Raw genomic sequence first — 19,220 nt, forward strand, 5'->3', positions numbered from 1 at the left:
TCATGTGGCATCAAGCCGATGATATCGACCGCTCCATCAATAGCAGATCGGGCCAGGGCGTAGAAATACCAAATGCCACCCATCCAAGACCGTTCAAGAGCTTCCCGCCGAGGGTGCCAGATGTCGGCGGTGGGCTCGAAAAACTGTGCAACAGTTCTAGCGCCTCTGCCGAGTCGACCGCTGGCACGGCGATCCCAATGCCGCCAATCGCCAAAGCATAGTGCGGAACGGTGTTGGCGATGTGAAAACCCGGGCTGAACACCTTGAACCCGGCAGCCTCAAGCGCACAGATCGTTGTTGCAGCCGTCGAAACCCGGTAGGCGATCGCTATGGTCGCAAGCGGCATGCAGCGCAGAGCTTTCTCAAAACGGCCCGTCTTCCAGGACGCCATCGGCGCTCATCTGTGCATAAAGCAAACCCTCGCGCAGCCCGCGGTCCGCCACCGAGAGGCGGTCGGTCGGCCAGCAGCGCAACAGCGCCTGCAAGATGGCAGATCCGGACATGATCAGGGCCTGCCGGTCCTCGCCGATGCGTGGATCGCGACGGCGGCCTTGAGGGCCAAGCTCCAGATAGCCGCGAATGACCTTGTCGATCTGATCGCTGGTCATGCGCAGGCCGTCCACCTTGGTCCGGTCATAGCGTTTCAAGCCCAGATGAGAGGCAGCAACGGTTGTGACGGTGCCGCTGGTGCCAACGATCTGAAACCCCTCACGGGCCTGTTCGTCCTTATACGGCGCAAAATCGGCGAGGTTTTCTTCAAAAAACCAACTCATCAGGGCAAAGCGGGCAGCATCGTCTTCGACATCGTGGAACTGATCGCGCAGTGTGGCGACGCCCAGTGGAACGCTGATCCAGTCCACCACCTTGGCGGCGGGAAAGGGACTGTCGACGGTGTGAAACCCGTTATGCAGCCGCATGATCGCCGTTGAACGGTCGCGTCGCGGAACCGAGGACAGGTCAATCCAGACCAGCTCGGTCGAGCCGCCGCCGATATCGACGACCAACAACTGCTCGGTCTTGGTGCTGACCAGCGGAGCACAGGAAATGACCGCCAGACGGGCTTCTTCCTCGGGTTGGATGATTTCAAGGTTCAGGCCAGTCTCACGCTTCACCTGACGTATGAAGTCGCGTGAGTTTCGGGCGCGGCGGCAGGCCTCGGTCGCCACCAGCCGCATGCGCTTGACCTTGTTGCGCTTCAGCTTCTGCTGACAAATGCGCAAGGCTTGAATGGTTCGCGCCATGGAGGACCGCGACAGCCGTCCGGTCCTTTCAAGCCCCGAGCCCAGTTGCACGGACTTCGAGAAGCTGTCCACCACATGAAACCCGCTGCCCTTGGGCTGGGCGATCAACATGCGGCAGCTATTTGTTCCCAGATCCAGCGCAGCGTACAGGGCGTCTGGATCGGGTCTTGCCGGCGCGGGGCTTTCGACCACCTTCGGGAACGCGCCCGCACCTTTGGGACGCTTGGGCGCCATCGTCACGCCCTCCGATTTTCGAGTTACCCCGACCTTAGGTCGCGGGCGCGCGTCGTGCAAGACGCTCATTAAAGTCATGAGGATTTTGATGGACCCCGACACTGGAGAAACCGGTGCAGGGCCTGTATCCCGAACTGCAAAACGTCGCTGTAAAAGCCCCGGGTGTCGAAATCCGACCGACCCGGCCCCACATAGCCGTTTAGAACCGGATCATCTGGTTAGGAGGAATCAAGATCAATGCCTGACGTCACCATCGTTTACTGGCGCGACATCCCCGCTCAGGTCATCGTGGGCAAGGGCCGCCGTGGCGCAAAACGACAGTTGGATGTGCGGTTCGAGCAAGCCATCGATCGCGCAGCCATGAAGGTGAACGCCAAGGACAGTGATGCCTATCTGGCCGAGTGGCGCAAAGCCGAGCCGTTCGAGGTTGAGGGTGACCCGACCGAGATCGCCGAGGCTGAAGCGCTACGCCTGGAAACGGAATACGATCAGGACCGCATCAAGGCCCTGATCGCAAATGACGGTTGGGCATGAGCCCCAGATCTTTATGGGAGGCCGCAATGGCTTTGCTGAACTTCAAGAAACGTGATGCGGCCGACAAGGCCCCGGTGAACCCGACCGTCGAAGCCTTTTTGAAGGGTTATTCGATCGAAGTCATGCCGCGCACAGCCGAGAAGGTCGAGGATTTCCGCGACCTGCTGCCCGAAGGCACGCGCGTGTACATCGCCCATATCGAGGGCACACCCATCGAGGACATGGTCAAGACCGCCAAGCGGATCGCGGCCGAGGGATATCCTGTCATGCCGCATTTTCCGGCCCGCATCATCAAGGACGCGGCGACGTTGGAAAACTGGATCGCCATGTATCAGGGCGAGGCCGGCGTCGAGCAGGCGTTGCTGCTGGCAGGCGGCGTGGACAAGCCGCATGGCGACTTCGACAGCTCGATGCAGTTGCTGGAAACGGGGCTGCTCGACAAGGCGGGCTTCAAGCGCCTGCACGTCGCGGGTCACCCCGAGGGCAACAAGGACATTGACCCGGACGGTTCGACCAAAAACGTGGACGAGGCGTTGCGCTGGAAGCAGAAATTCAGCGAAACCACTGACGCTGAAATGGCGCTGGCCACCCAGTTTGCCTTTGACGCCAAGCCGATCATCGCTTGGGCCGACGGCCTGAAGGCGGCCGGGATCGAACTGCCGATCCACATCGGCATCGCCGGTCCGGCCAAGCTGCAGACCCTGATCAAATTCGCGATCGCCTGCGGTGTGGGCCCGTCGCTGAAGGTGCTGCAGAAGCGCGCCATGGACGTGTCCAAGCTGCTGCTGCCCTACGAGCCGACCGACGTGATCACCGCGCTGGCCGAGCACAAGGCGGCCAACCCCGACTTCAACATCACCAACGTGCACTTCTTCCCGCTTGGCGGCATCAAGACCAATGCCAACTGGGCCATCGAAAACGGCGGCGCCTCGGCGAAGCCTGCAAACTCCTAAGGACCCGACATGACCCGTACAGTCGTAGAATCAAAGACGAAAACCGCGATCATCGGCTTCGATCAGCCGTTCTGCGTGATCGGCGAGCGGATCAATCCGACCGGCCGCAAGAAGCTGGCCGCCGAGCTGGAAGCGGGCGATTTTTCGACCGTCGAGCAGGACGCGCTGGCACAGGTCGCGGCCGGGGCGACCGTGCTCGATATCAACGCGGGTGTGGTCTACAACTCGAACCCCAACCCCAATGAGACTGAACCGCCGCTGATGCGACAGATCGTCCAGCTGGTGCAGGGTCTGGTCGACGTGCCGCTGTGCATCGACAGCTCGGTTCCGGGTGCGTTGGAGGCCGGGCTGGAGGCCGCCGAAGGCCGTCCGCTGCTGAACTCGGTCACCGGTGAGGAGGACCGCCTGGAACTGGTTCTGCCGCTGGTCAAGAAATACAACGTGCCGGTCGTGGCGATCTCGAACGACGACACGGGCATTTCCGAAGACCCCGACGTGCGCTTTGAAGTTGCCAAGAAGATCGTTCAGCGCGCAGCTGACTACGGCATTCCGGCCCACGACATCGTTGTGGACCCGTTGGTAATGCCGATCGGCGCGATGGCTACTGCCGGCCAGCAGGTCTTTGCCCTGGTACGCCGCCTGCGCGAGGAGCTGGGCGTGAACACCACCTGCGGTGCGTCCAACATCTCGTTCGGTCTGCCGAACCGTCACGGCATCAACAACGCCTTCCTGCCGATGGCGATGGGCGCGGGCATGACGTCAGCCATCATGAACCCGGTGGCGCTGCCGGTGACGCAGAAGAAGATTGCCGAGAAAAAGGCCGAGGTTGCGGCGGCGGGCATCATCCTGCCCGACGGCATGGACGACGAAACCTTCGTTCAGATGTTCGGTCTGGGTTCGACCAAGCCGCGCGCCGGCAAGGAAATGGAGGCCATCCGCGCCGCCAACCTGCTGACCAACAATGACCCGCATGGCGGCGAGTGGATCAAGTTCAACAAACCGGCCGATGCTGCAGGCGCCGAAGGCGAGAGTGCACGCGGCCGCCGGGGCGGTGCTCGACGTCGCCGGGCCTGAGCAGGCTGCTTTGTCAACGGGCCGGGCAATCTGCCCGGCCTTTTTGTTTGCCGCGCTGGTCGAAGCATCTTGAATTCGGCGAAGGACGGGTGATATTCAGCACCGAGCGGCGGGTATGATGTAATGGTAGCCTGTCAGCTTCCCAAGCTGAACGTGCGGGTTCGATTCCCGCTACCCGCTCCAAAACACTTTGATATTGGCCCGCTTGAAGCTCAAAAGCTGAGGTGGACTGGGGCCATTTCGCGCCAAAATCCCGCCACAAAAAAGCCTAAATGAACGAATTCTCGCGTTATACGGGAAATCCTTTTCGTTTGTGGGGAGGTTTGCCAGATGCGGGCTCGCTACGATTTGAACTGACGGGGGAACCCTCGTTCCTGTGCGAAATTCGCACATTAATGAGTACAAACTGGAGTTCAAATCATGTCGAAGGCAATTCGTAGTCTTTTTATTCGTCTGCGCCGTGACGAGCGTGGCGCCACTCTTGTCGAATACGGTATCGCACTGTTCATCGCGATCGCTGTTGGCGGGACCCTGCTGACCGGTCTGGGCGGCACAACCAACACCAACTTCAATGACGCCAACACGGCTGCAACACGGCCGTAATCCTGCTGTTTTGGCCTGAAAAGCAACTGGTTTTCCGCCGCGAAGACGGCGGGAAGCCAGAACCAGCCCAGTCTCGGCATTCGGCGTCCCGCGTGACGCAGTTTGGGCCTAGAACTGGCTCCACGTTTTCAGAATGACCGGCCCGGCTATTTGGAGGGACCTATGCGATTGAAATCCTTGATGATGACTATTCTTGGCGTGGGTCTGGCGGGTGGCGCCGTGATGATTGCGCAGGAGCAGCTGAGACGCAGCCAGGCCGCCGCTGATCCGACGATCGTTCGCGTGGTCGCCGCAGCAGAAGAGATCCCGTTCGGATCTCCGATTGAAGGTCACAAGTTGACCGCCATCGACTGGCCGGCGGATTCCGTGCCGGCAGGGGTATTTACAAGTTTCGAAGATGTTCTGCCCACAGCAGGTGCCGATCCGCGGCGCGCCAAGCGCGCGTTGGCGCAGGGTGAAATCCTGTTGGCGTCAAAGGTTTCTGACTTCGGTGAGAAGGTCACCATCGTTCAGACCTTGGGCGAGAACAATCGTGCAATGGCCATCAATGTGGATGCGCAGACCGGTGTTGGCGGGTTCGTCACACCAGGTGACTTTGTTGATATCGTGCTGACGCAGGGCAAGAACGAGTCGCTGCGGGCGGTAACGATCCTGCAAAATATCCGTGTCATTGGTGTTGATCAGACGGCTGATGAAGATGTCGACCAGCCCGGGATTGCCCGAACGGTGACTGTCGAAGTCACTCCGGACCAGGGACAGCGGTTGGCATTGGCTCAGAAGGCCGGGCAACTCAGCCTGTCGCTTCGGTCGCTGCAAACCCAGGAAGACAAGCCATTGGAGGCCATCCGCCTCAGCGACATTCTGCTTGAAAAGTCGCCGGTTGCCGAGGGCGCGCCCAAGCCGATCGTGAAGGTGCGTCGGGGCACCACGGACGTCCAGGAAGTTCCTGTTGCCGGCAACCCCTCGAATGCAACCGTGTCCAACTGATCGCTCTCGAGGTCTGTTCATGCCCACGCTGCGCAACATAAAGGACGACGAACAGGGGACCATTCTGGTTTTCGTCGGAATTTGCATGACCGTGATCGTTGGCATGGCGGCGCTGACCTTTGATCTTGGGCGACTGGCTTCTACGCAGACCGACCTGCAGGCTTATACCGATCACGTGGCTCTGGCCGCCGCCGGAGAACTGGATGGCGGTAGTGATGCGATCACACGCGCCACGGCCGCTGCAGCCGGAATGATCGAAGACTCCCAGTTCTTTGCCGAGGGCAGCCAAGATCTGGGGACGGCCGCAGATTATTCGCTGCGGTTTCTGTCGGGACTGCCCGATCCTGCCGCCGATCCGGATGACAATGATCCAGTCGATGGGTTTGTGACGACCGATCCCGCTCTGGCCGTTCTGGTTGAGGTGACCGCGACCCCTAGAACCGTTTTCCTTCCGTTCGGTCGGGCGCTCGCTGACTTGTTGGGCGTCACGCGTCCGGATGAGGATGTCGAGGCTGTCGCGATTGCGGGTTACACCCAATATGCCTGTGATGTGACGCCGTTGATGTTCTGCATCCCTCCCGGCTGGACGGCGAATGCAAACAAAGGGTCAACCATCAAGTTGCGCACTGGAGGTAACGGTGCCGCTTGGGGGCCGGGGAATTTTGGTTTCCTCGACCCGACGGACATCGGCATAAACCCCAACGGTCCTTGCGCGGGGCAGACCGGATCAAAACTCTATATCTGCCTGATCGCGGCGCATGGAAACCTGACGCAATGCGTGTCTCAGCGCGGGGTCGATACCGAACCCGGTCAGCGCAATGGCATTGGCAGCGCAATCTACAATTCACGGTTCGATATTTTCCACTCGACGATGAGCAACCTCAAGAATGATGAAGATTATGCGCCCGGACCGCAGGTCATCGCGGGCTGGGAAAACTCTGGCGGAAGCTGTCTGAAGAACAATCCCGAGGTTTCGACCGACTCGATGCCGTTTCCGCCCGACGATTGCTTTGCCGCCGGCACCTGCGCGCATGGCGGCCGTTTTGGAAACGGTGTCTGGACCTCCGGCAAAGCGGCTTATTTGGACATGAACTATGGCGACGGTCCGGCCAATGATCTGACGCCGCACCCGCTGGGTAACCCGACGGGTAATACGCGATACGAAATGTATCTCGACGAGATCGCCAGGGCTGGTACGGGTGATGTGCTGTTCGGGCGCAGCGAGTCCGGCCGCCCGCAATGCGCGAGCACAACGCTGGACGACCCTGACCGCCGCACATTTATCGCAGCCGCCATAAACTGCGGTGCCAATCCGGTCGCGGGACGCGCGGAGAACGTTCCGGTGCAGGAGTTTGTAAAGGTTTTCCTGATCCAGCCGCTCGAAGAATCCTCGGGGACTGATTTTGACATCTATGTCGAGGTGGTCGAGCAGGTCGGCGGTGGAGTAGGTGGCAGCAGCGATGATGGCATTTTTCGCGATGTCGTGAGGTTGTATCGATGACTCGGCTCGTTCGACATATCCGACGGTTGCGGTCGTGCGAGGCCGGCGCCCCGATGGTCGAGTTCGGGATCGTACTTCCGTTGATCCTGCTGTTCTTTGCCGTGATCATCGAAGGTGGGCGTATCACTTGGATTCATCAGGCAACGTCGGCCGGTGTGCGTGACGCCTCGCGTATGATCGCGCGGATCGCGCCGTTGGACTTGTGCGCAGCGGGCGGAGTCGGCAGCTATGACGCTCTGGCCACGGACATCGTCCAGAACCAGTTGGGCGGTTCGTCGATCATGCCGCATGGCACAACCGTCATCGACGTCACGCCGCGCTGTATCTCGCGGGCTGGCGTGTACCGGATCAATCCGACTTCGGTGGTCGAGGTCACGGCTCAGATCCGGATCGAGTACCTGTTTGGAAATGTTTTCAGCCTTTTCGGGGCAGCGCTGGGGCCTCTCGACACCGAGATCTCGGACCAGAGCCGGGTGTTTGGGGTATGACGGGTAATCTGCATATGCTGCGCGCTTTCTGGCGCCGTGAACATGGATCGGCACTGGTCGAGCTGGGCATGGTCGTTCCGTTGTTCCTGGTGCTCGTGTTTGGAATTCTCGAGTACGGACGGCTCTACTGGTCCACGACGATGGCGCAGAAAGCGATGCAAAAAGCCTCACGGCTTGCCACGGTCGGGCCGCCCCTGTGTGGCGCGATGCCGGCCACGCACACGCTGGCCGGTGGCGCCCCCGCAACAACCAAGTTCGGCGCGCTGTGCCGCAGTGGCAGCATCTGCGCCACTCCGAACCTGCCGGCGCCGTGTCAGCTTGACGCATCAACCGCCTATGGCAGCCGGATCTGGGACGAGATCGAAATGCTGCTGCCGCCCGGAGCCACCGCGGCAAATGTGCAAATCACCTATTCGCACGATCCTCGTCTTGGTTTTCTTGGTGGACCCTATACGCCGGTAGTTACAGCCGAACTGGTAAACCTGGACTACGATTTCGCGCTGCCAATTGGGCCGCTGGTCGCCCTTGCTGCTGGCAACCCTGCCATATCCGCCAGCAGCCCCAACACCATTTCAATCCCAACGATGAGCACATCCGTCCCGGCCGAGGATCTTGCCATCGGTGCCGTTGAGTAAGGAGAAGAGTCATGAGTGCCAAGCAGATTTCAGTGCTGTTGATTTCACCGGACGAAGAGATTTTCGCGGCAATCGAAACCTCGTTGGAGGGGCTGAGCAATTGCCGTTTTACGGGCCGCAAGGACACTGTCGCGCGGGTCAACGGGACGGCTGTTGCATTGTCAGCGCGTCATGACGTGGTTCTGTTCGATGTGGATGACAGTTCGCCAGAGCTGCTGCAGACCGCACAGCAGATTTGTGATGCGCGCATGCCCAATGCGATCATTATCGCCTTGGCGTCCGAAGATCTGCCGCTTGAGAAGGCCCGACAGCTCAAAAAGCTTGGAGTTGATGACGTGCTGCCGCGCAATGCAATCCATGAGGAAATCATTCCGCAGGTGGATGCGATCCGTGCCCGGCGGCAGGCGCAGCTTCCCGCCGTTTGGGGTGGGCAAGCCACACTTGGCAAGTTGATCGCGGTTGGCAAATCTCGTGGTGGCGTCGGATCGTCCTTGGTTGCCGCCAATATGGCGAACGAGCTTCAATCCAAGGCCGGATTCCTGAAAAAGACGGCGTCGAACTCGGTTGCGCTGGTGGATCTGGACTTTCAGTTCGGCTCGATTGCGGCCTTGATGGATGTCGCCGAAAGCGACGCGATGTGGCGTATGGCCATGGAAGGCAGCATTCCCGACAGTGCCTTTTTGGAGCAGGCGATGGTCAAGTCGCCCTGCGGGGTCGATATCCTGGCGGCTCCGTCGCGCTATGGTCCGTTGACTGCGATCAAAGAAGAGCAGATATCGGCCATTCTGGATTCCCTGAAACGTACCCATGACTACGTCGTGGTAGATTTGCCGCGGGCGCTGGTGGAATGGATTACGCCCGTCCTGACGCAAGCGGACCGCCTATATTTGGTGACGGACGTTGCTGTTCCGTCTGTTCGCTCGGCCCGCAAGCTGATGGATTTCTACCAAGCGGAAAATCCAGCACTGGAAATTCAACTGGTCGCCAACCTTGAAAAGAAACCCATCATTCCGGCGGCGCACCACAGAGCGGCGGCAAAACTCCTTGAAAAGGACTTTGCATTTTGGGTGCCGCGCGACGAGCGCACAGTACGCGAGTCAGTCGATCGGGGCGTGCCGTTGGAAGATGTTTCATCCCGCGCACCCATGACACGCGCAATCCGAAAGCTGGCACACGAGACATGCCTGTCATTGCCGCCCCGGGTCGGCCAGCACTGAGGCAGAGTGTTTCGGAATAGTTAAATATTTGCAGAAGGTTAAGTAGATGTTTCGAGAATTCGACCGACCAGGCCAGGAAAAACCGGACGCTTCGAAAGTCGTGCCGTTGGACACCAAGCAGTTTGCTCAAATCGGCAAGCCGGTTCATGGCTCCGGCGATGACCTCGTATTGATGCATGACATCCAGAACGATCGGATAGATCTCAAGGCACGACTGCATAACTCGTTGCTGGACAAGCTTAACCTCGCCGTTATCGAAAAGGTCGAGGAAGAAACACTGCGGGGTGAAATTGGGCGACATGTCACCGAACTGCTGCGCGCCGAAGGCCGGGCGATGCGCAGCGAGGAGGTCAAGCAGCTTGTCGAAGAGCTGATGCACGAGGTGCTTGGCCTGGGGCCGCTGGAGCCGTTGTTGGCTGACCCCACGATCAACGATATCCTCGTGAACGGCCACACGCAGATTTTTGTCGAGCGCTCCGGCATCCTCGAAAAGACATCGGCACGTTTCCGGGACGAACGTCATCTGCTGCGGATCATCGACAAGATCGTCAGCCGGATTGGTCGCCGTATTGATGAACGGCAACCGTGGGTGGATGCGCGGTTGGAAGATGGCAGCCGCGTCAACGCGATCATTCGGCCCTGCGCACTGGACGGGCCGGCGCTTTCCATTCGAAAATTCTCGCGGGTTCCGCTGACGATGGAACGCCTGATCAAGAACGAGGCCTTGAACGAAAGCGCAGCCAAGCTGCTGCGGGGATTGGTTGAAGCCAAGATGAACGTGCTGATCTCGGGCGGAACCGGATCGGGCAAGACCACGATGCTGAATGCATTGTCGTCGTATATCAGCCCTCGGGAGCGGATCGTCACGATTGAAGACGCGGCAGAACTTCAGCTTCAGCAGGAACATGTCTTGCGCATGGAAACTCGGCCTGCTGGACTCGACGGTACTGGCGCCGTTGTCCAACGAGACCTTGTGCGAAACGCACTGCGGATGCGTCCGGATCGGATCATCATCGGCGAGGTGCGCGGCTCCGAAGCATTCGACATGTTGCAGGCAATGAATACCGGCCATGACGGGTCGATGACGACGGTACACGCCAACAGCCCACGCGATGCGCTTTCCCGGGTCGAGCAGATGGTGCAGATGGGCGGGCTGGAGCTGCCGCATGCAGCAATCCGCGCGACCATCGCTTCGGCAATTCACTTTGTTCTGCAATTGAACCGCCTGTCTGATGGTACCCGCCGTGTCACCTCGATTGCCGAGATCACCGGCATGGAGGGCGATATCGTGACCATGCAGGACATCTTCGTCTTCAAACGTGAAGGCAAAGACGAGGCCGGCAACATCCTCGGGCGCTTCATGCCGACCGGTATCCGACCGAAATCCAGCGATGCGCTGGCGGCGGCGGGTGTCGACCTTTCATCGATCAAGTTCAACTGAGGGACCCGGCCATGTTGGAAGATCTCAGATCCTTCTTTTCGACGCACAGCATAGACTCGTTGATCGGACCAGAGATGGAAGTGGGCGGTTACGATGTCCGGTTTGTTCTGTCACTCTTAATATTTCTCGGCGCCCTGATTGCCTTCGAAGGGGTCCGTCAGCTTTTGAAGCGCGGAGAAAACCGGGAAGAGGCGATAAACCGGCGCATCCAGATGCTGAACCAGGGAAAGACTGGCGAGGACGTTCTGGAATTGCTCAAACCGCGGGAGAGCAAACCTCTCATGAAGTCGTTTCCGCTGGTCGGCGACTTGCCGGGTGCCCTTGCGGCATCGGGCCTGCACATGGTGCCGGAAATGTTCCTGTTGGGATGTGGCGGTGCTTTTCTGGTTTCGGCGACAGGAGGCTCATTGGTGGCCAACCCACTGACGGTCATACCTGTAAGCGCCGTGTGCTTCCTGTTGGCCCCGTTGGTCTACCTTGGCGCCAACCTCAGACGGCGCAAGGCTGCGCTGATCAAGCAGTTGCCGGATGCGTTGGACCTGATGTCGCGTGGGTTGAAGGTCGGACATCCGTTGAACACGACCTTGCAGAGCGTGGCAAACGAAATGCCCGATCCGATCGGAACTGAATTCGGTCTGGTCGTGGACCAAGTCGCTTACGGAGAAGAGTTAACGACCGCCATTCGCAACATGGCAGACCGAGTAGATGAAGAGGATATCCAGTACCTCTCGGTCGCGCTGACGATGCAGCACGGCACTGGCGGCGATCTGGCCGGCATTCTGCGGACATTGGCGCGCGTCATCCGTGCCCGAATGTCCTTGCGGCGCAAGATCAAGGCCATTTCTGCCGAGGGTCGGATGACCGCCTATATCCTGTCGTTCATTCCTGTCGGGATTGCCCTCGTGATGACGGTCATGACGCCGGACTATTACGGAAGCGTGGTGCAATACCCGATTTTCTGGCCCGTCATGAGCGTCATTTCTGCGGCCATCGTTCTGAATGCCATCGTTTTGTTCAAGCTTGTCAATTTCCGGATCTGAGGGAGGGTTGTCGAAATGGAAATCGTGAACTCGGTACTCGACACTGGTCTTTTTTCCCAACTCATGATCTTGGGCTTTGTTGCCGCCGGCGCGATCGTTGCGTTCTTTGGGATATCATCGTCGCTCGGCGATCGGTCTACAGCGGCCGAACGGATGCTTCCCAAACGAACAAGGGGCCAGAGCCTTGCACGTCTTGTGCCGGAAAAGGTGGAGGGCGATACACCGACCGGGCTGAGCGCCGCACTTATACCCAGTGATGCAAGTGTCAGGTTCGAAGTTGGCCAAGTGCTTGCGCGCTCGGGGTTTCGCGGCCGGAATGCAATCGCCAATTTCTATCTGATCCGTTTGGGCTTGGCGACGTTTCTGCCGCTTGTCTTTCTCGTCCTCATGTCGTGGCAGCCTTCGTCCAATATCGGCGCCACGATCAACGATTATGTGTCTGGCCTGAATTCATTTCAGATATTGCGGAACCTTGGCATCCTCTGCGGCATCGGGTTCTTCATCCCCCAACTTTGGATGAGCGCCCGGATCAAGGAGCGTAAACGTCGGATGGAAAACGCGTTCCCGAACATGCTGGACTTGCTCCAGATTGGGATCGAGGCGGGAATGGGCTTTGACCAGGCGCTTCTCAAAGTTGCAGTGGAAATGCAGACTGTATCGCCCGAAATGTCCGAGGAAATTCTAATTGCCCTGAGCGAGATTCAGGCCGGGCGCGACCGTGAAGTCGCGTTGATGAGAATGGCGCGCCGGACGGGCATCGACGAAATGAGTTCGTTCGTGAGCGTCGTCCTCCAGTCGTCCCGGTTCGGTGTCCCGTTGTCGGCTGCCTTGACTACGTATTCCGAAGAAATGCGCGAACTGAGAGAGCTTCGCGCGCAGGAAAAAGCCAACAAGTTGCCGGTGCAGATGTCCGCCGTCATGGCGAGCCTGATGTTGCCCTCGATCGCTGGGCTGATCCTTGCACCGATCATCATTCGATACGTCGAAACCTTCGTGAAATGACGCTGTTTTTGTAGGTGCGGCGCTCCCGGGTCTGCACGAGGTCAACTGTGCGTCCCCGACTTGGGTTGCGCTCTTTCAGGCGCCGTAAAGCAGCATCGACCAGCCGGCCAGGATCAGGCCTGAAAGGCCTATGGCAATCCCGAGGGGAAACTCGCGTCCGCTGAGCGTTGCTGCAAGCTTTCCTGTCGGTTGTCGGACGAACAGGCGCAGCAGGGTCAAGCTGGTCAGTCCAAACGCCATCGCGGCAGATAACAGCAGCATGTATGTCGAAAGGGCTTGGGTCGGTATCGCCAGAAAAACCACCGGTAGCATTTTGGCATCTCCGCCCCCAAGCCAACCGGCGGCGAAAAGGGCAAAACAGATCCCAAAGCAAAGCCCGGCGGCGATCAATCGCAATCCAACTTCATGCAAGCCGAGGGCAGGGGACCCGACCAGAAACAGGGTAACCCCTATCAGGCAATACAGGTTCGGTATCCGGTATTCGGTTAGGTCCGTCCACGCCACCGCCACAAACAGCGGCACCATCAACCACAGAGGTACCCAGATATGCCAAGGCAGATCGATCATCATGCGCGTGCCTGATTGTGTCTGCCGTGCAAGGCTTCGCGTTCTTCGATCGAAACCAGCCGTCTGGCCAACATGTGGAAGTTCTCCATTCCTGTCTTGCCGTAGATATGCTTGAGATGCGTTCTCACAGTCGCGGGACCAATCTCGAGCTCGGATCCAATGGACTGTTGCGACAGTCCCCGGGAAATCAGAACGCAGACCCGCCATTCGGCCCGTGTCAGGCCCGCTGGGTTTTCGAGGCTCATCAGCGGCGCGTCATTCACCGCCCTTTGGATGGTCGTTACGGATTGGCGGGAAATTGCTTCGGTAATCAGACCGGCGCGTCTGTTGCGGTAGATTTCGGAAATTTCGGGTGCAACTGTCTCTATCGCTTCGCGCCAGCCGGGTTCGAGACCTTTGGCGAAATGCAGCTCCAGAAAATCGATTTCGCAGCCTTGGTTGTCGAGACAGACGAACAGGATATCGTGCAGCTTGCGGTGCGAGATCCAGTCCAGAACAACGGCAGAAAGCTCGTTTACGGGTTTCCCATGATCCTTGAGGCTGAAGACGACGCCTTTCTTTGGCTTGCTCGCAAACGGACCAATCACGTCATTCGTGAAGGAAAGGAAAAGCGGCCGACTTATTGTCTGGTCACGGGTATCTGCGCGCGCAGCTATTCGGCTGCCAACTTTATTGAGCCAGACACGGCTGAGGGTACCGCAATCGGCTCCAAACGCGTTGACAACTTCGGTCAACGCAGCGTCCAGAACCACTCCGCCCTGGCTCCATTGAATGAAATTGATCAATGCGCGTGTGTGTTGCGTGTTCGGTAGCCACGCACCTGCACGGCCCATCCCCCTGTCCATATAGCACCAACTGGTAAACGTCTTACTCACTAAAGCGAGCCGGTTCAGCGGCTTCTGCAGATTTGAATTACTCTGCCCAATACATTCATATTTTACGATTTTTACGCAAAAATCACCAAGAATCTTATTAAGTTTCCGGATGTGGAGAAAAACACACGTAAAACGCAGACAATTCGGCCCAAAAGGCTGCAAAGAGCAGGCGGTCAGAAACAATGGCTGTCAGCGGGTATGATTGGTCAAGGGCGACACGCTCTGGTGTGTCAGGAGGGCTTGCGGGCCTGAAAGACGTTGATGACCGCCGGGATGCCAAACCCATCTGCCGTTTGAAAACTCGAAAACTCTTGGGCCACGGCGCTCTGGATTTTTCGTTCGTCGGTCTCATCGCCTTCAAAATGCGCTATCACGCGCGCGGCCGGCCCGACCCGGGTGCATAGCTCGGCGGTGGCCTCCACCGATCCAAGGCCCGGCAGTCGGAGGCTTACTGGGTTGGCGAAGATGTCATCCAAACCTGCCGTTTCCATCATCCCGGTCACTTGATCGATATCATGAAAGGCCAGTGGCCCGGGTGCGAACCGACCGTATTTTGGCGGTTGGCCCAGATGCGCTGTGGCGGCCATGTGGGGAATCCTGAACCAGGGATTGTCCGCCAGCGGTCCCCACGCGGCAAAGGTCATCCGTCCGCTGGGGGCCAGAGCCTTGGCGATGTTGGCGAACGCCGCAACCGAATCCTGAAAGAACATCACACCGAAGCGCGATATCGCAGCGTCGAACGCGCCCACGGGGAACGGGGCGACCTGAGCGTCGACGCATTGGAAATCGACGTTTTCAACACCTGCGGACAAGGCCCTTTCCCGCGCTCGATTGAGGAACGGCTCAGAAATGTCGCCGCCAAGAACATGGCCCTGCGGTCCGACACGCTGGGCGGCCGCGATGGTGCTGGCGCCGGTCCCGCAGCCGATGTCCAGCACGCGCATTCCAGAATCCAGCTCGGCCTGTTCCAGAACGAGGTCCAGAACCGGGGCCAGCATGTGATCCAGTTTGTCCTCAAAAGTCAGCCACTTGGTGCCGGATTCGGAGTTGCCCCAGTACTCAGCCTGATCTTCGTTTGCTGTTTGCATGGGGGTCCTCCGCAGTTTTTCGGACTATGCCTTTCTGCGGCGGCGGCGGCCAGTTTTTTCCGCGTCGCCGCCGGTGTTGAAGGACGGGGCGGGCAGGGTGACGATCTTGGCCAGTTCCGGGAACGGATCAGTCTTGTGCGGGATCGCGTTGGCGGCGACGAAATGCTCTTGAAATTTCGGCTCGATCGCGGTTTCGACCTTGGTGATCTCGCGTACCACACGTTCGATCTCGCCCCGGGCGGCGATGTTGCACAGCGCGATGCGTGCGCCGGTGCCGGCGGCGTTGCCCGCGCTTTGGACCTTGTCCAGCGGCGCGTCGGGGATCATGCCCAGAACCATCGCATGTTTGGTCGAGATATGGGCGCCGAACGCCCCGGCCAGCACCACGCGATCCACCTTGTCCACGCCCATCTCATCCATCAGCAGCCGCGCCCCGGCATAGAGCGCGGATTTCGCCAGCTGGATCGCCCGGATGTCGCCTTGGGTCACGGTGATGCGCGGGCCGCCCTCGGCGCTGGCGTCATGGATCAGGTAGGAATGAGTGCGGCCCTCGGGGATGCAGCGGCTGGTGCCGGTCTGCTCGGCCGAGCCGATCAGGCCGCTGTCGTCCAGCAGGCCGGCCATGCGCAGTTCGGCCACCGCCTCGATGATGCCCGACCCGCAGATGCCGGTGATGCCGGTGGTGGCGATGTCGGCCTCGAATCCGTCTTCGTCCGACCACTTGTCCGAGCCGATCACCCGGAAACGGGGTTCTTTGGTCACCGGGTCGATCTGAATGCGCTCGATCGCGCCCGGGGCTGCGCGCTGGCCCGAACTGATCTGCGCACCTTCGAAGGCCGGTCCGGTGGGCGAGGAACAGGCCAGCACGCGGGTCGTGTTGCCCAGCAGGATCTCGGCGTTGGTGCCGACGTCCACGATCAAAACCAGGTCCTGCGACTTGCCCGGCTCTTCGCTTAGCGCCACGGCGGCGCAGTCGGCTCCCACATGGCCCGCGATGCAGGGCAGGATGTAGACCTGCGCGCGCGGGTTCATCGTGGTCAGATCCATCTCACGCGCGGGCAGCGAGACGCTTTCCGACGTGGCCAGCGCAAACGGCGCCTGGCCCAGTTCGACCGGGTCCAGGCCCAACAGCAGGTGGTGCATGACCGGGTTGCAGACGAACACGGTTTCCACGATCAGGGCCGGGTCGATCCCGGCCTCGTCGGCGATCGAGGTGACCAGATCGTTGATCGCCTCGCGTACGGCCCGGGTCATCTCCCGGTCACCGCCGGGGTTCATCATCGCGTACGAGACGCGGCTCATGAGGTCTTCGCCGAACCGGATCTGCGGGTTCATCAGGCCGGACGAGGCCTTGACCTCGCCGGTTTCCAGATCGGTCAGATGCGCGGCAATGGTGGTCGAGCCCAAATCGATGGCCAGCCCGTATAGCCCGTTTTCGTGCAGGCCGGGCCAGATTTCGACGATGCGCGCCACGCTGTCCTTGTGGCCCTTGTGCAGGGCGACCGTGACCTCCCACTTGCCTTTGCGCAGGGTCGGCTGCAGTTTGGACAAAAGCGACAGGTCGGCGGTGACGGCGTCGATCTGCCACTGCTCGCGCAGGGCGCGCTCCAGACGTTCCAGATCGCCGGTGGGCGAGTGCATATCGGGTTCTTCGACCACCACGAAATAAAGGCGCGTGGCCGGGTCCATGGTGATGGCGCGCGCGGCGGCGGCCTTGCGCACCACCTGGCGGTGCACCTGGCTTTCAGGCGGGACGTCGATCACCACGTCGCCCTGAACGGTGGCCTGGCAGCCCAGACGCCGGCCCGGTTTCAGACCGCGTTTGTCGTCATAGCGCTGCTCAACCGCGTTCCATTCGCTCAGCGCGTCTTCGCGGACCGTGACGCCGTGTTTGGGAAACTCGCCATAGCTGGGCGTGATCTGGCATTTCGAGCAGATCCCGCGCCCACCGCAGACCGAATCCAGATCGACCCCCAGTTGCCGGGCCGCCGTCAGGATCGGAGTGCCAACGGGGAAATGTCCGCGTTTGCCCGAAGGGGTAAAGACGACAAGGGGATCGGTGGTCATGACGGATGCCTTTTTGGTGTTCGCGCGTATGGCGGCAAGATATGGGTTTCGCGGCAAAGGGAAAGGCCAATCCGCGGCAGGTTTTGCGCGGCTTGCGTCGTTTTCCGCGCCATCACGGCGGTTTGTGGGCGAACAAGTTGGGGCAGGGGCTTTTCCTTTGGTCGAAACCATGCAATAGGGTCACCGCCAAACGGGGTTTTGCATGGGGTTAGCAGATGCAGATTCGTGAGGCACTCACCTTTGATGACGTTCTTTTGGTTCCGGCGGCCTCGTCGGTGCTGCCGGCAACGGCGGACACGTCCACGCGCGTGACGCGCGCGATCACCATGAACATACCGCTGCTCAGCTCGGCCATGGACACGGTGACCGAGGCGCGGATGGCCATCGCAATGGCGCAGGCCGGGGGCATCGGGGTCATCCACAAGAACCTGACCGTCGAGGAGCAATCGCGTGAGGTGCGCCGGGTCAAACGCTTCGAATCCGGCATCGTCTACAACCCCGTCACCCTGCGCGCCAATCAAACGCTGGCCGATGCCAAGGCCCTGGTTGAACGCTACAACTTCACGGGGTTCCCGGTGGTGGATGACGACGGCCGCGTCGTGGGCATCGTGACCAACCGCGACATGCGTTTTGCCACGTCGGACGACCAGCCGATCCGCGCGATGATGACCACGGATAATCTGGCGATGCTGCAGGAGCCGGCCGACCTGGAAGAGGCAAAGAGCCTGATGAAGGCTCGCCGGATTGAAAAGCTGCTGGTCGTCGACGGATCGGGCAAACTGACCGGTCTGCTGACCTTGAAGGATACGGAACAAGCGGTGCTGAACCCCACGGCCTGCAAAGACCATCTGGGTCGGCTGCGGGTTGCGGCGGCCACGTCGGTTGGCGATGCCGGCTTTGAACGATCCGAGCAATTGGTCGACTCTGGCGTCGACATCATCGTGGTCGACACGGCGCACGGCCATTCCCAAGGGGTGCTGGACGCGGTGAAGCGGATCAAGGCCCTGTCGAACGAAGTGCAGATCATCGCGGGCAACGTCGCAACGGGCGACGCAACCAAGGCCCTGATCGACGCTGGCGCCGATGCGGTCAAGGTCGGGATCGGGCCGGGCTCGATCTGCACCACGCGCATGGTGGCCGGTGTCGGCGTGCCCCAGTTGACGGCAATCATGGATTGCTCGGCTGCGGCTGGCGACGTGCCGGTCATCGCCGATGGTGGTATCAAGTTTTCGGGCGATTTCGCCAAGGCCATCGCGGCGGGGGCGTCCTGCGCCATGGTCGGCTCGATGATCGCCGGCACCGATGAAAGCCCGGGCGAGGTCATTCTGTACCAGGGCCGCTCTTTCAAATCCTACCGCGGCATGGGCAGCTTGGGCGCGATGGCGCGCGGCTCAGCCGATCGTTATTTCCAGAAGGACGCCGCGAATGACAAGCTGGTGCCCGAGGGGATCGAGGGACAGGTGCCCTACAAGGGCTCGGCCAGCGCCGTTGTTCACCAACTGGTCGGCGGTCTGCGTGCGGCCATGGGCTATACCGGCTGCGCGACCGTTGATGAAATGCGCCGCAATTGTCAGTTCGTGAAGATTACCGGAGCGGGTCTGAAGGAAAGCCACGTGCATGACGTACAAATCACACGCGAAAGCCCAAACTATCGCGTGATGTGACGGTTTCCG

19 protein-coding genes and 1 tRNA gene are annotated in these 19,220 nt (G+C 60.1%); 14 read left to right on the forward strand and 6 right to left on the reverse strand.

Annotated elements, in window-relative coordinates; genetic code table 11:
* Window positions 1-10 precede the first annotated feature (10 nt).
* Together ACR3EL_RS07820 and ACR3EL_RS07825 are read right to left on the reverse strand one after the other, a co-directional pair.
* Window positions 11-391 (reverse strand): hypothetical protein, encoded by a 381-nt coding sequence (locus ACR3EL_RS07820; protein ID WP_170538529.1) that lies wholly within the window; start codon window positions 389-391, stop codon window positions 11-13.
* Window positions 363-1,475, reverse strand: coding sequence for a Ppx/GppA phosphatase family protein (locus ACR3EL_RS07825; protein WP_170338517.1), 1,113 nt, complete (start codon window positions 1,473-1,475; stop codon window positions 363-365). Before ACR3EL_RS07825 ends, ACR3EL_RS07820 begins: the two co-directional genes overlap by 29 nt.
* Window positions 1,476-1,712: 237 nt before the next feature.
* Between ACR3EL_RS07825 and ACR3EL_RS07830 the strand changes: the two genes are divergently transcribed.
* From ACR3EL_RS07830 to ACR3EL_RS07890, 13 genes are all read left to right on the forward strand, one after another.
* Window positions 1,713-2,009: a virulence factor gene (locus ACR3EL_RS07830; RefSeq protein WP_093962131.1), complete on the forward strand. Its 297-nt coding sequence runs from the start codon at window positions 1,713-1,715 to the stop codon at window positions 2,007-2,009.
* 26 nt (window positions 2,010-2,035) lie between these two features.
* Window positions 2,036-2,962 carry a methylenetetrahydrofolate reductase gene (locus ACR3EL_RS07835; protein WP_480721084.1) on the forward strand — a complete coding sequence of 309 codons (927 nt, stop codon included), beginning with the start codon at window positions 2,036-2,038 and terminating at the stop codon, window positions 2,960-2,962.
* A 9-nt stretch (window positions 2,963-2,971) separates the two neighbouring features.
* A complete protein-coding gene (locus tag ACR3EL_RS07840) occupies window positions 2,972-4,036 on the forward strand; it encodes a methyltetrahydrofolate cobalamin methyltransferase (RefSeq protein WP_170338520.1) in 1,065 nt (354 codons plus the stop codon).
* A gap of 109 nt (window positions 4,037-4,145) precedes the next feature.
* A tRNA-Gly gene (locus tag ACR3EL_RS07845) sits at window positions 4,146-4,219 on the forward strand.
* Between the two features lie 237 nt (window positions 4,220-4,456).
* The gene (locus tag ACR3EL_RS07850; protein WP_093962121.1) at window positions 4,457-4,639 is read left to right on the forward strand and encodes a Flp family type IVb pilin; all 183 of its coding nucleotides are present in this window, start codon (window positions 4,457-4,459) and stop codon (window positions 4,637-4,639) included.
* Between the two features lie 162 nt (window positions 4,640-4,801).
* Entirely contained in the window at window positions 4,802-5,626 is an 825-nt protein-coding gene (gene cpaB, locus ACR3EL_RS07855; RefSeq protein WP_480721087.1) for a Flp pilus assembly protein CpaB, read from the forward strand.
* A 19-nt stretch (window positions 5,627-5,645) separates the two neighbouring features.
* On the forward strand, window positions 5,646-7,127 hold the full coding sequence (locus ACR3EL_RS07860; RefSeq protein ID WP_170338524.1) for a pilus assembly protein TadG-related protein: 1,482 nt from the start codon (window positions 5,646-5,648) through the stop codon (window positions 7,125-7,127).
* Window positions 7,124-7,615 (forward strand): TadE/TadG family type IV pilus assembly protein, encoded by a 492-nt coding sequence (locus ACR3EL_RS07865; RefSeq protein ID WP_170338526.1) that lies wholly within the window; start codon window positions 7,124-7,126, stop codon window positions 7,613-7,615. Before ACR3EL_RS07860 ends, ACR3EL_RS07865 begins: the two co-directional genes overlap by 4 nt.
* Complete coding sequence (locus ACR3EL_RS07870; RefSeq protein WP_170338528.1) at window positions 7,612-8,250, forward strand: TadE/TadG family type IV pilus assembly protein; 639 nt, start codon at window positions 7,612-7,614, stop codon at window positions 8,248-8,250. The genes ACR3EL_RS07865 and ACR3EL_RS07870 overlap by 4 nt, the downstream gene beginning before the upstream one ends.
* A gap of 11 nt (window positions 8,251-8,261) precedes the next feature.
* Complete coding sequence (locus ACR3EL_RS07875) at window positions 8,262-9,467, forward strand: CpaE/TadZ family protein (protein ID WP_093962116.1); 1,206 nt, start codon at window positions 8,262-8,264, stop codon at window positions 9,465-9,467.
* Between the two features lie 46 nt (window positions 9,468-9,513).
* Window positions 9,514-10,908 carry a TadA family conjugal transfer-associated ATPase gene (locus tag ACR3EL_RS07880; protein ID WP_170339076.1) on the forward strand — a complete coding sequence of 465 codons (1,395 nt, stop codon included), beginning with the start codon at window positions 9,514-9,516 and terminating at the stop codon, window positions 10,906-10,908.
* 11 nt (window positions 10,909-10,919) lie between these two features.
* Window positions 10,920-11,948 (forward strand): type II secretion system F family protein, encoded by a 1,029-nt coding sequence (locus ACR3EL_RS07885; RefSeq protein WP_480721091.1) that lies wholly within the window; start codon window positions 10,920-10,922, stop codon window positions 11,946-11,948.
* 15 nt (window positions 11,949-11,963) lie between these two features.
* Entirely contained in the window at window positions 11,964-12,950 is a 987-nt protein-coding gene (locus tag ACR3EL_RS07890; protein ID WP_170338533.1) for a type II secretion system F family protein, read from the forward strand.
* A 75-nt stretch (window positions 12,951-13,025) separates the two neighbouring features.
* On the opposite strand, the gene ACR3EL_RS07895 is transcribed toward ACR3EL_RS07890, so the two are convergent.
* From ACR3EL_RS07895 to ACR3EL_RS07910, 4 genes are read right to left on the reverse strand one after another with little or no spacing between them, the layout of a single operon-like run.
* On the reverse strand, window positions 13,026-13,520 hold the full coding sequence (locus tag ACR3EL_RS07895; RefSeq protein ID WP_170338535.1) for a prepilin peptidase: 495 nt from the start codon (window positions 13,518-13,520) through the stop codon (window positions 13,026-13,028).
* The gene (locus tag ACR3EL_RS07900) at window positions 13,517-14,575 is read right to left on the reverse strand and encodes a helix-turn-helix transcriptional regulator (RefSeq protein ID WP_480721093.1); all 1,059 of its coding nucleotides are present in this window, start codon (window positions 14,573-14,575) and stop codon (window positions 13,517-13,519) included. The genes ACR3EL_RS07895 and ACR3EL_RS07900 overlap by 4 nt, the downstream gene beginning before the upstream one ends.
* A 47-nt stretch (window positions 14,576-14,622) precedes the next feature.
* Complete coding sequence (locus ACR3EL_RS07905; protein ID WP_170338538.1) at window positions 14,623-15,480, reverse strand: class I SAM-dependent methyltransferase; 858 nt, start codon at window positions 15,478-15,480, stop codon at window positions 14,623-14,625.
* Between the two features lie 24 nt (window positions 15,481-15,504).
* The gene (locus tag ACR3EL_RS07910; RefSeq protein ID WP_480721096.1) at window positions 15,505-17,547 is read right to left on the reverse strand and encodes an ASKHA domain-containing protein; all 2,043 of its coding nucleotides are present in this window, start codon (window positions 17,545-17,547) and stop codon (window positions 15,505-15,507) included.
* Between the two features lie 215 nt (window positions 17,548-17,762).
* Here ACR3EL_RS07910 and guaB point away from each other — a divergent pair, with 215 nt between their 5' ends.
* On the forward strand, window positions 17,763-19,211 hold the full coding sequence (guaB, locus tag ACR3EL_RS07915) for an IMP dehydrogenase (protein ID WP_170338542.1): 1,449 nt from the start codon (window positions 17,763-17,765) through the stop codon (window positions 19,209-19,211).
* Window positions 19,212-19,220 lie beyond the last annotated feature (9 nt).

This window comes from Ruegeria sp. BJ3, from assembly GCF_056535665.1.

What these genes read in the sequence shown, in the direction of transcription:
- ACR3EL_RS07880 (WP_170339076.1), top strand. Translation starts at nt 9,514, where the DNA reads ATGTTTCGAGAATTCGACCGACCAGGCCAGGAAAAACCGGACGCTTCG.
- ACR3EL_RS07885 (WP_480721091.1), top strand. Translation starts at nt 10,920, where the DNA reads ATGTTGGAAGATCTCAGATCCTTCTTTTCGACGCACAGCATAGACTCG.
- cpaB (WP_480721087.1), top strand. Translation starts at nt 4,802, where the DNA reads ATGCGATTGAAATCCTTGATGATGACTATTCTTGGCGTGGGTCTGGCG.
- ACR3EL_RS07825 (WP_170338517.1), bottom strand. Translation starts at nt 1,475, where the DNA reads ATGGCGCCCAAGCGTCCCAAAGGTGCGGGCGCGTTCCCGAAGGTGGTC.
- ACR3EL_RS07890 (WP_170338533.1), top strand. Translation starts at nt 11,964, where the DNA reads ATGGAAATCGTGAACTCGGTACTCGACACTGGTCTTTTTTCCCAACTC.
- ACR3EL_RS07870 (WP_170338528.1), top strand. Translation starts at nt 7,612, where the DNA reads ATGACGGGTAATCTGCATATGCTGCGCGCTTTCTGGCGCCGTGAACAT.
- ACR3EL_RS07895 (WP_170338535.1), bottom strand. Translation starts at nt 13,520, where the DNA reads ATGATGATCGATCTGCCTTGGCATATCTGGGTACCTCTGTGGTTGATG.
- ACR3EL_RS07875 (WP_093962116.1), top strand. Translation starts at nt 8,262, where the DNA reads ATGAGTGCCAAGCAGATTTCAGTGCTGTTGATTTCACCGGACGAAGAG.
- ACR3EL_RS07840 (WP_170338520.1), top strand. Translation starts at nt 2,972, where the DNA reads ATGACCCGTACAGTCGTAGAATCAAAGACGAAAACCGCGATCATCGGC.
- ACR3EL_RS07860 (WP_170338524.1), top strand. Translation starts at nt 5,646, where the DNA reads ATGCCCACGCTGCGCAACATAAAGGACGACGAACAGGGGACCATTCTG.
- ACR3EL_RS07835 (WP_480721084.1), top strand. Translation starts at nt 2,036, where the DNA reads ATGGCTTTGCTGAACTTCAAGAAACGTGATGCGGCCGACAAGGCCCCG.
- ACR3EL_RS07905 (WP_170338538.1), bottom strand. Translation starts at nt 15,480, where the DNA reads ATGCAAACAGCAAACGAAGATCAGGCTGAGTACTGGGGCAACTCCGAA.
- ACR3EL_RS07865 (WP_170338526.1), top strand. Translation starts at nt 7,124, where the DNA reads ATGACTCGGCTCGTTCGACATATCCGACGGTTGCGGTCGTGCGAGGCC.
- ACR3EL_RS07820 (WP_170538529.1), bottom strand. Translation starts at nt 391, where the DNA reads ATGGCGTCCTGGAAGACGGGCCGTTTTGAGAAAGCTCTGCGCTGCATG.
- ACR3EL_RS07830 (WP_093962131.1), top strand. Translation starts at nt 1,713, where the DNA reads ATGCCTGACGTCACCATCGTTTACTGGCGCGACATCCCCGCTCAGGTC.
- guaB (WP_170338542.1), top strand. Translation starts at nt 17,763, where the DNA reads ATGCAGATTCGTGAGGCACTCACCTTTGATGACGTTCTTTTGGTTCCG.
- ACR3EL_RS07850 (WP_093962121.1), top strand. Translation starts at nt 4,457, where the DNA reads ATGTCGAAGGCAATTCGTAGTCTTTTTATTCGTCTGCGCCGTGACGAG.
- ACR3EL_RS07910 (WP_480721096.1), bottom strand. Translation starts at nt 17,547, where the DNA reads ATGACCACCGATCCCCTTGTCGTCTTTACCCCTTCGGGCAAACGCGGA.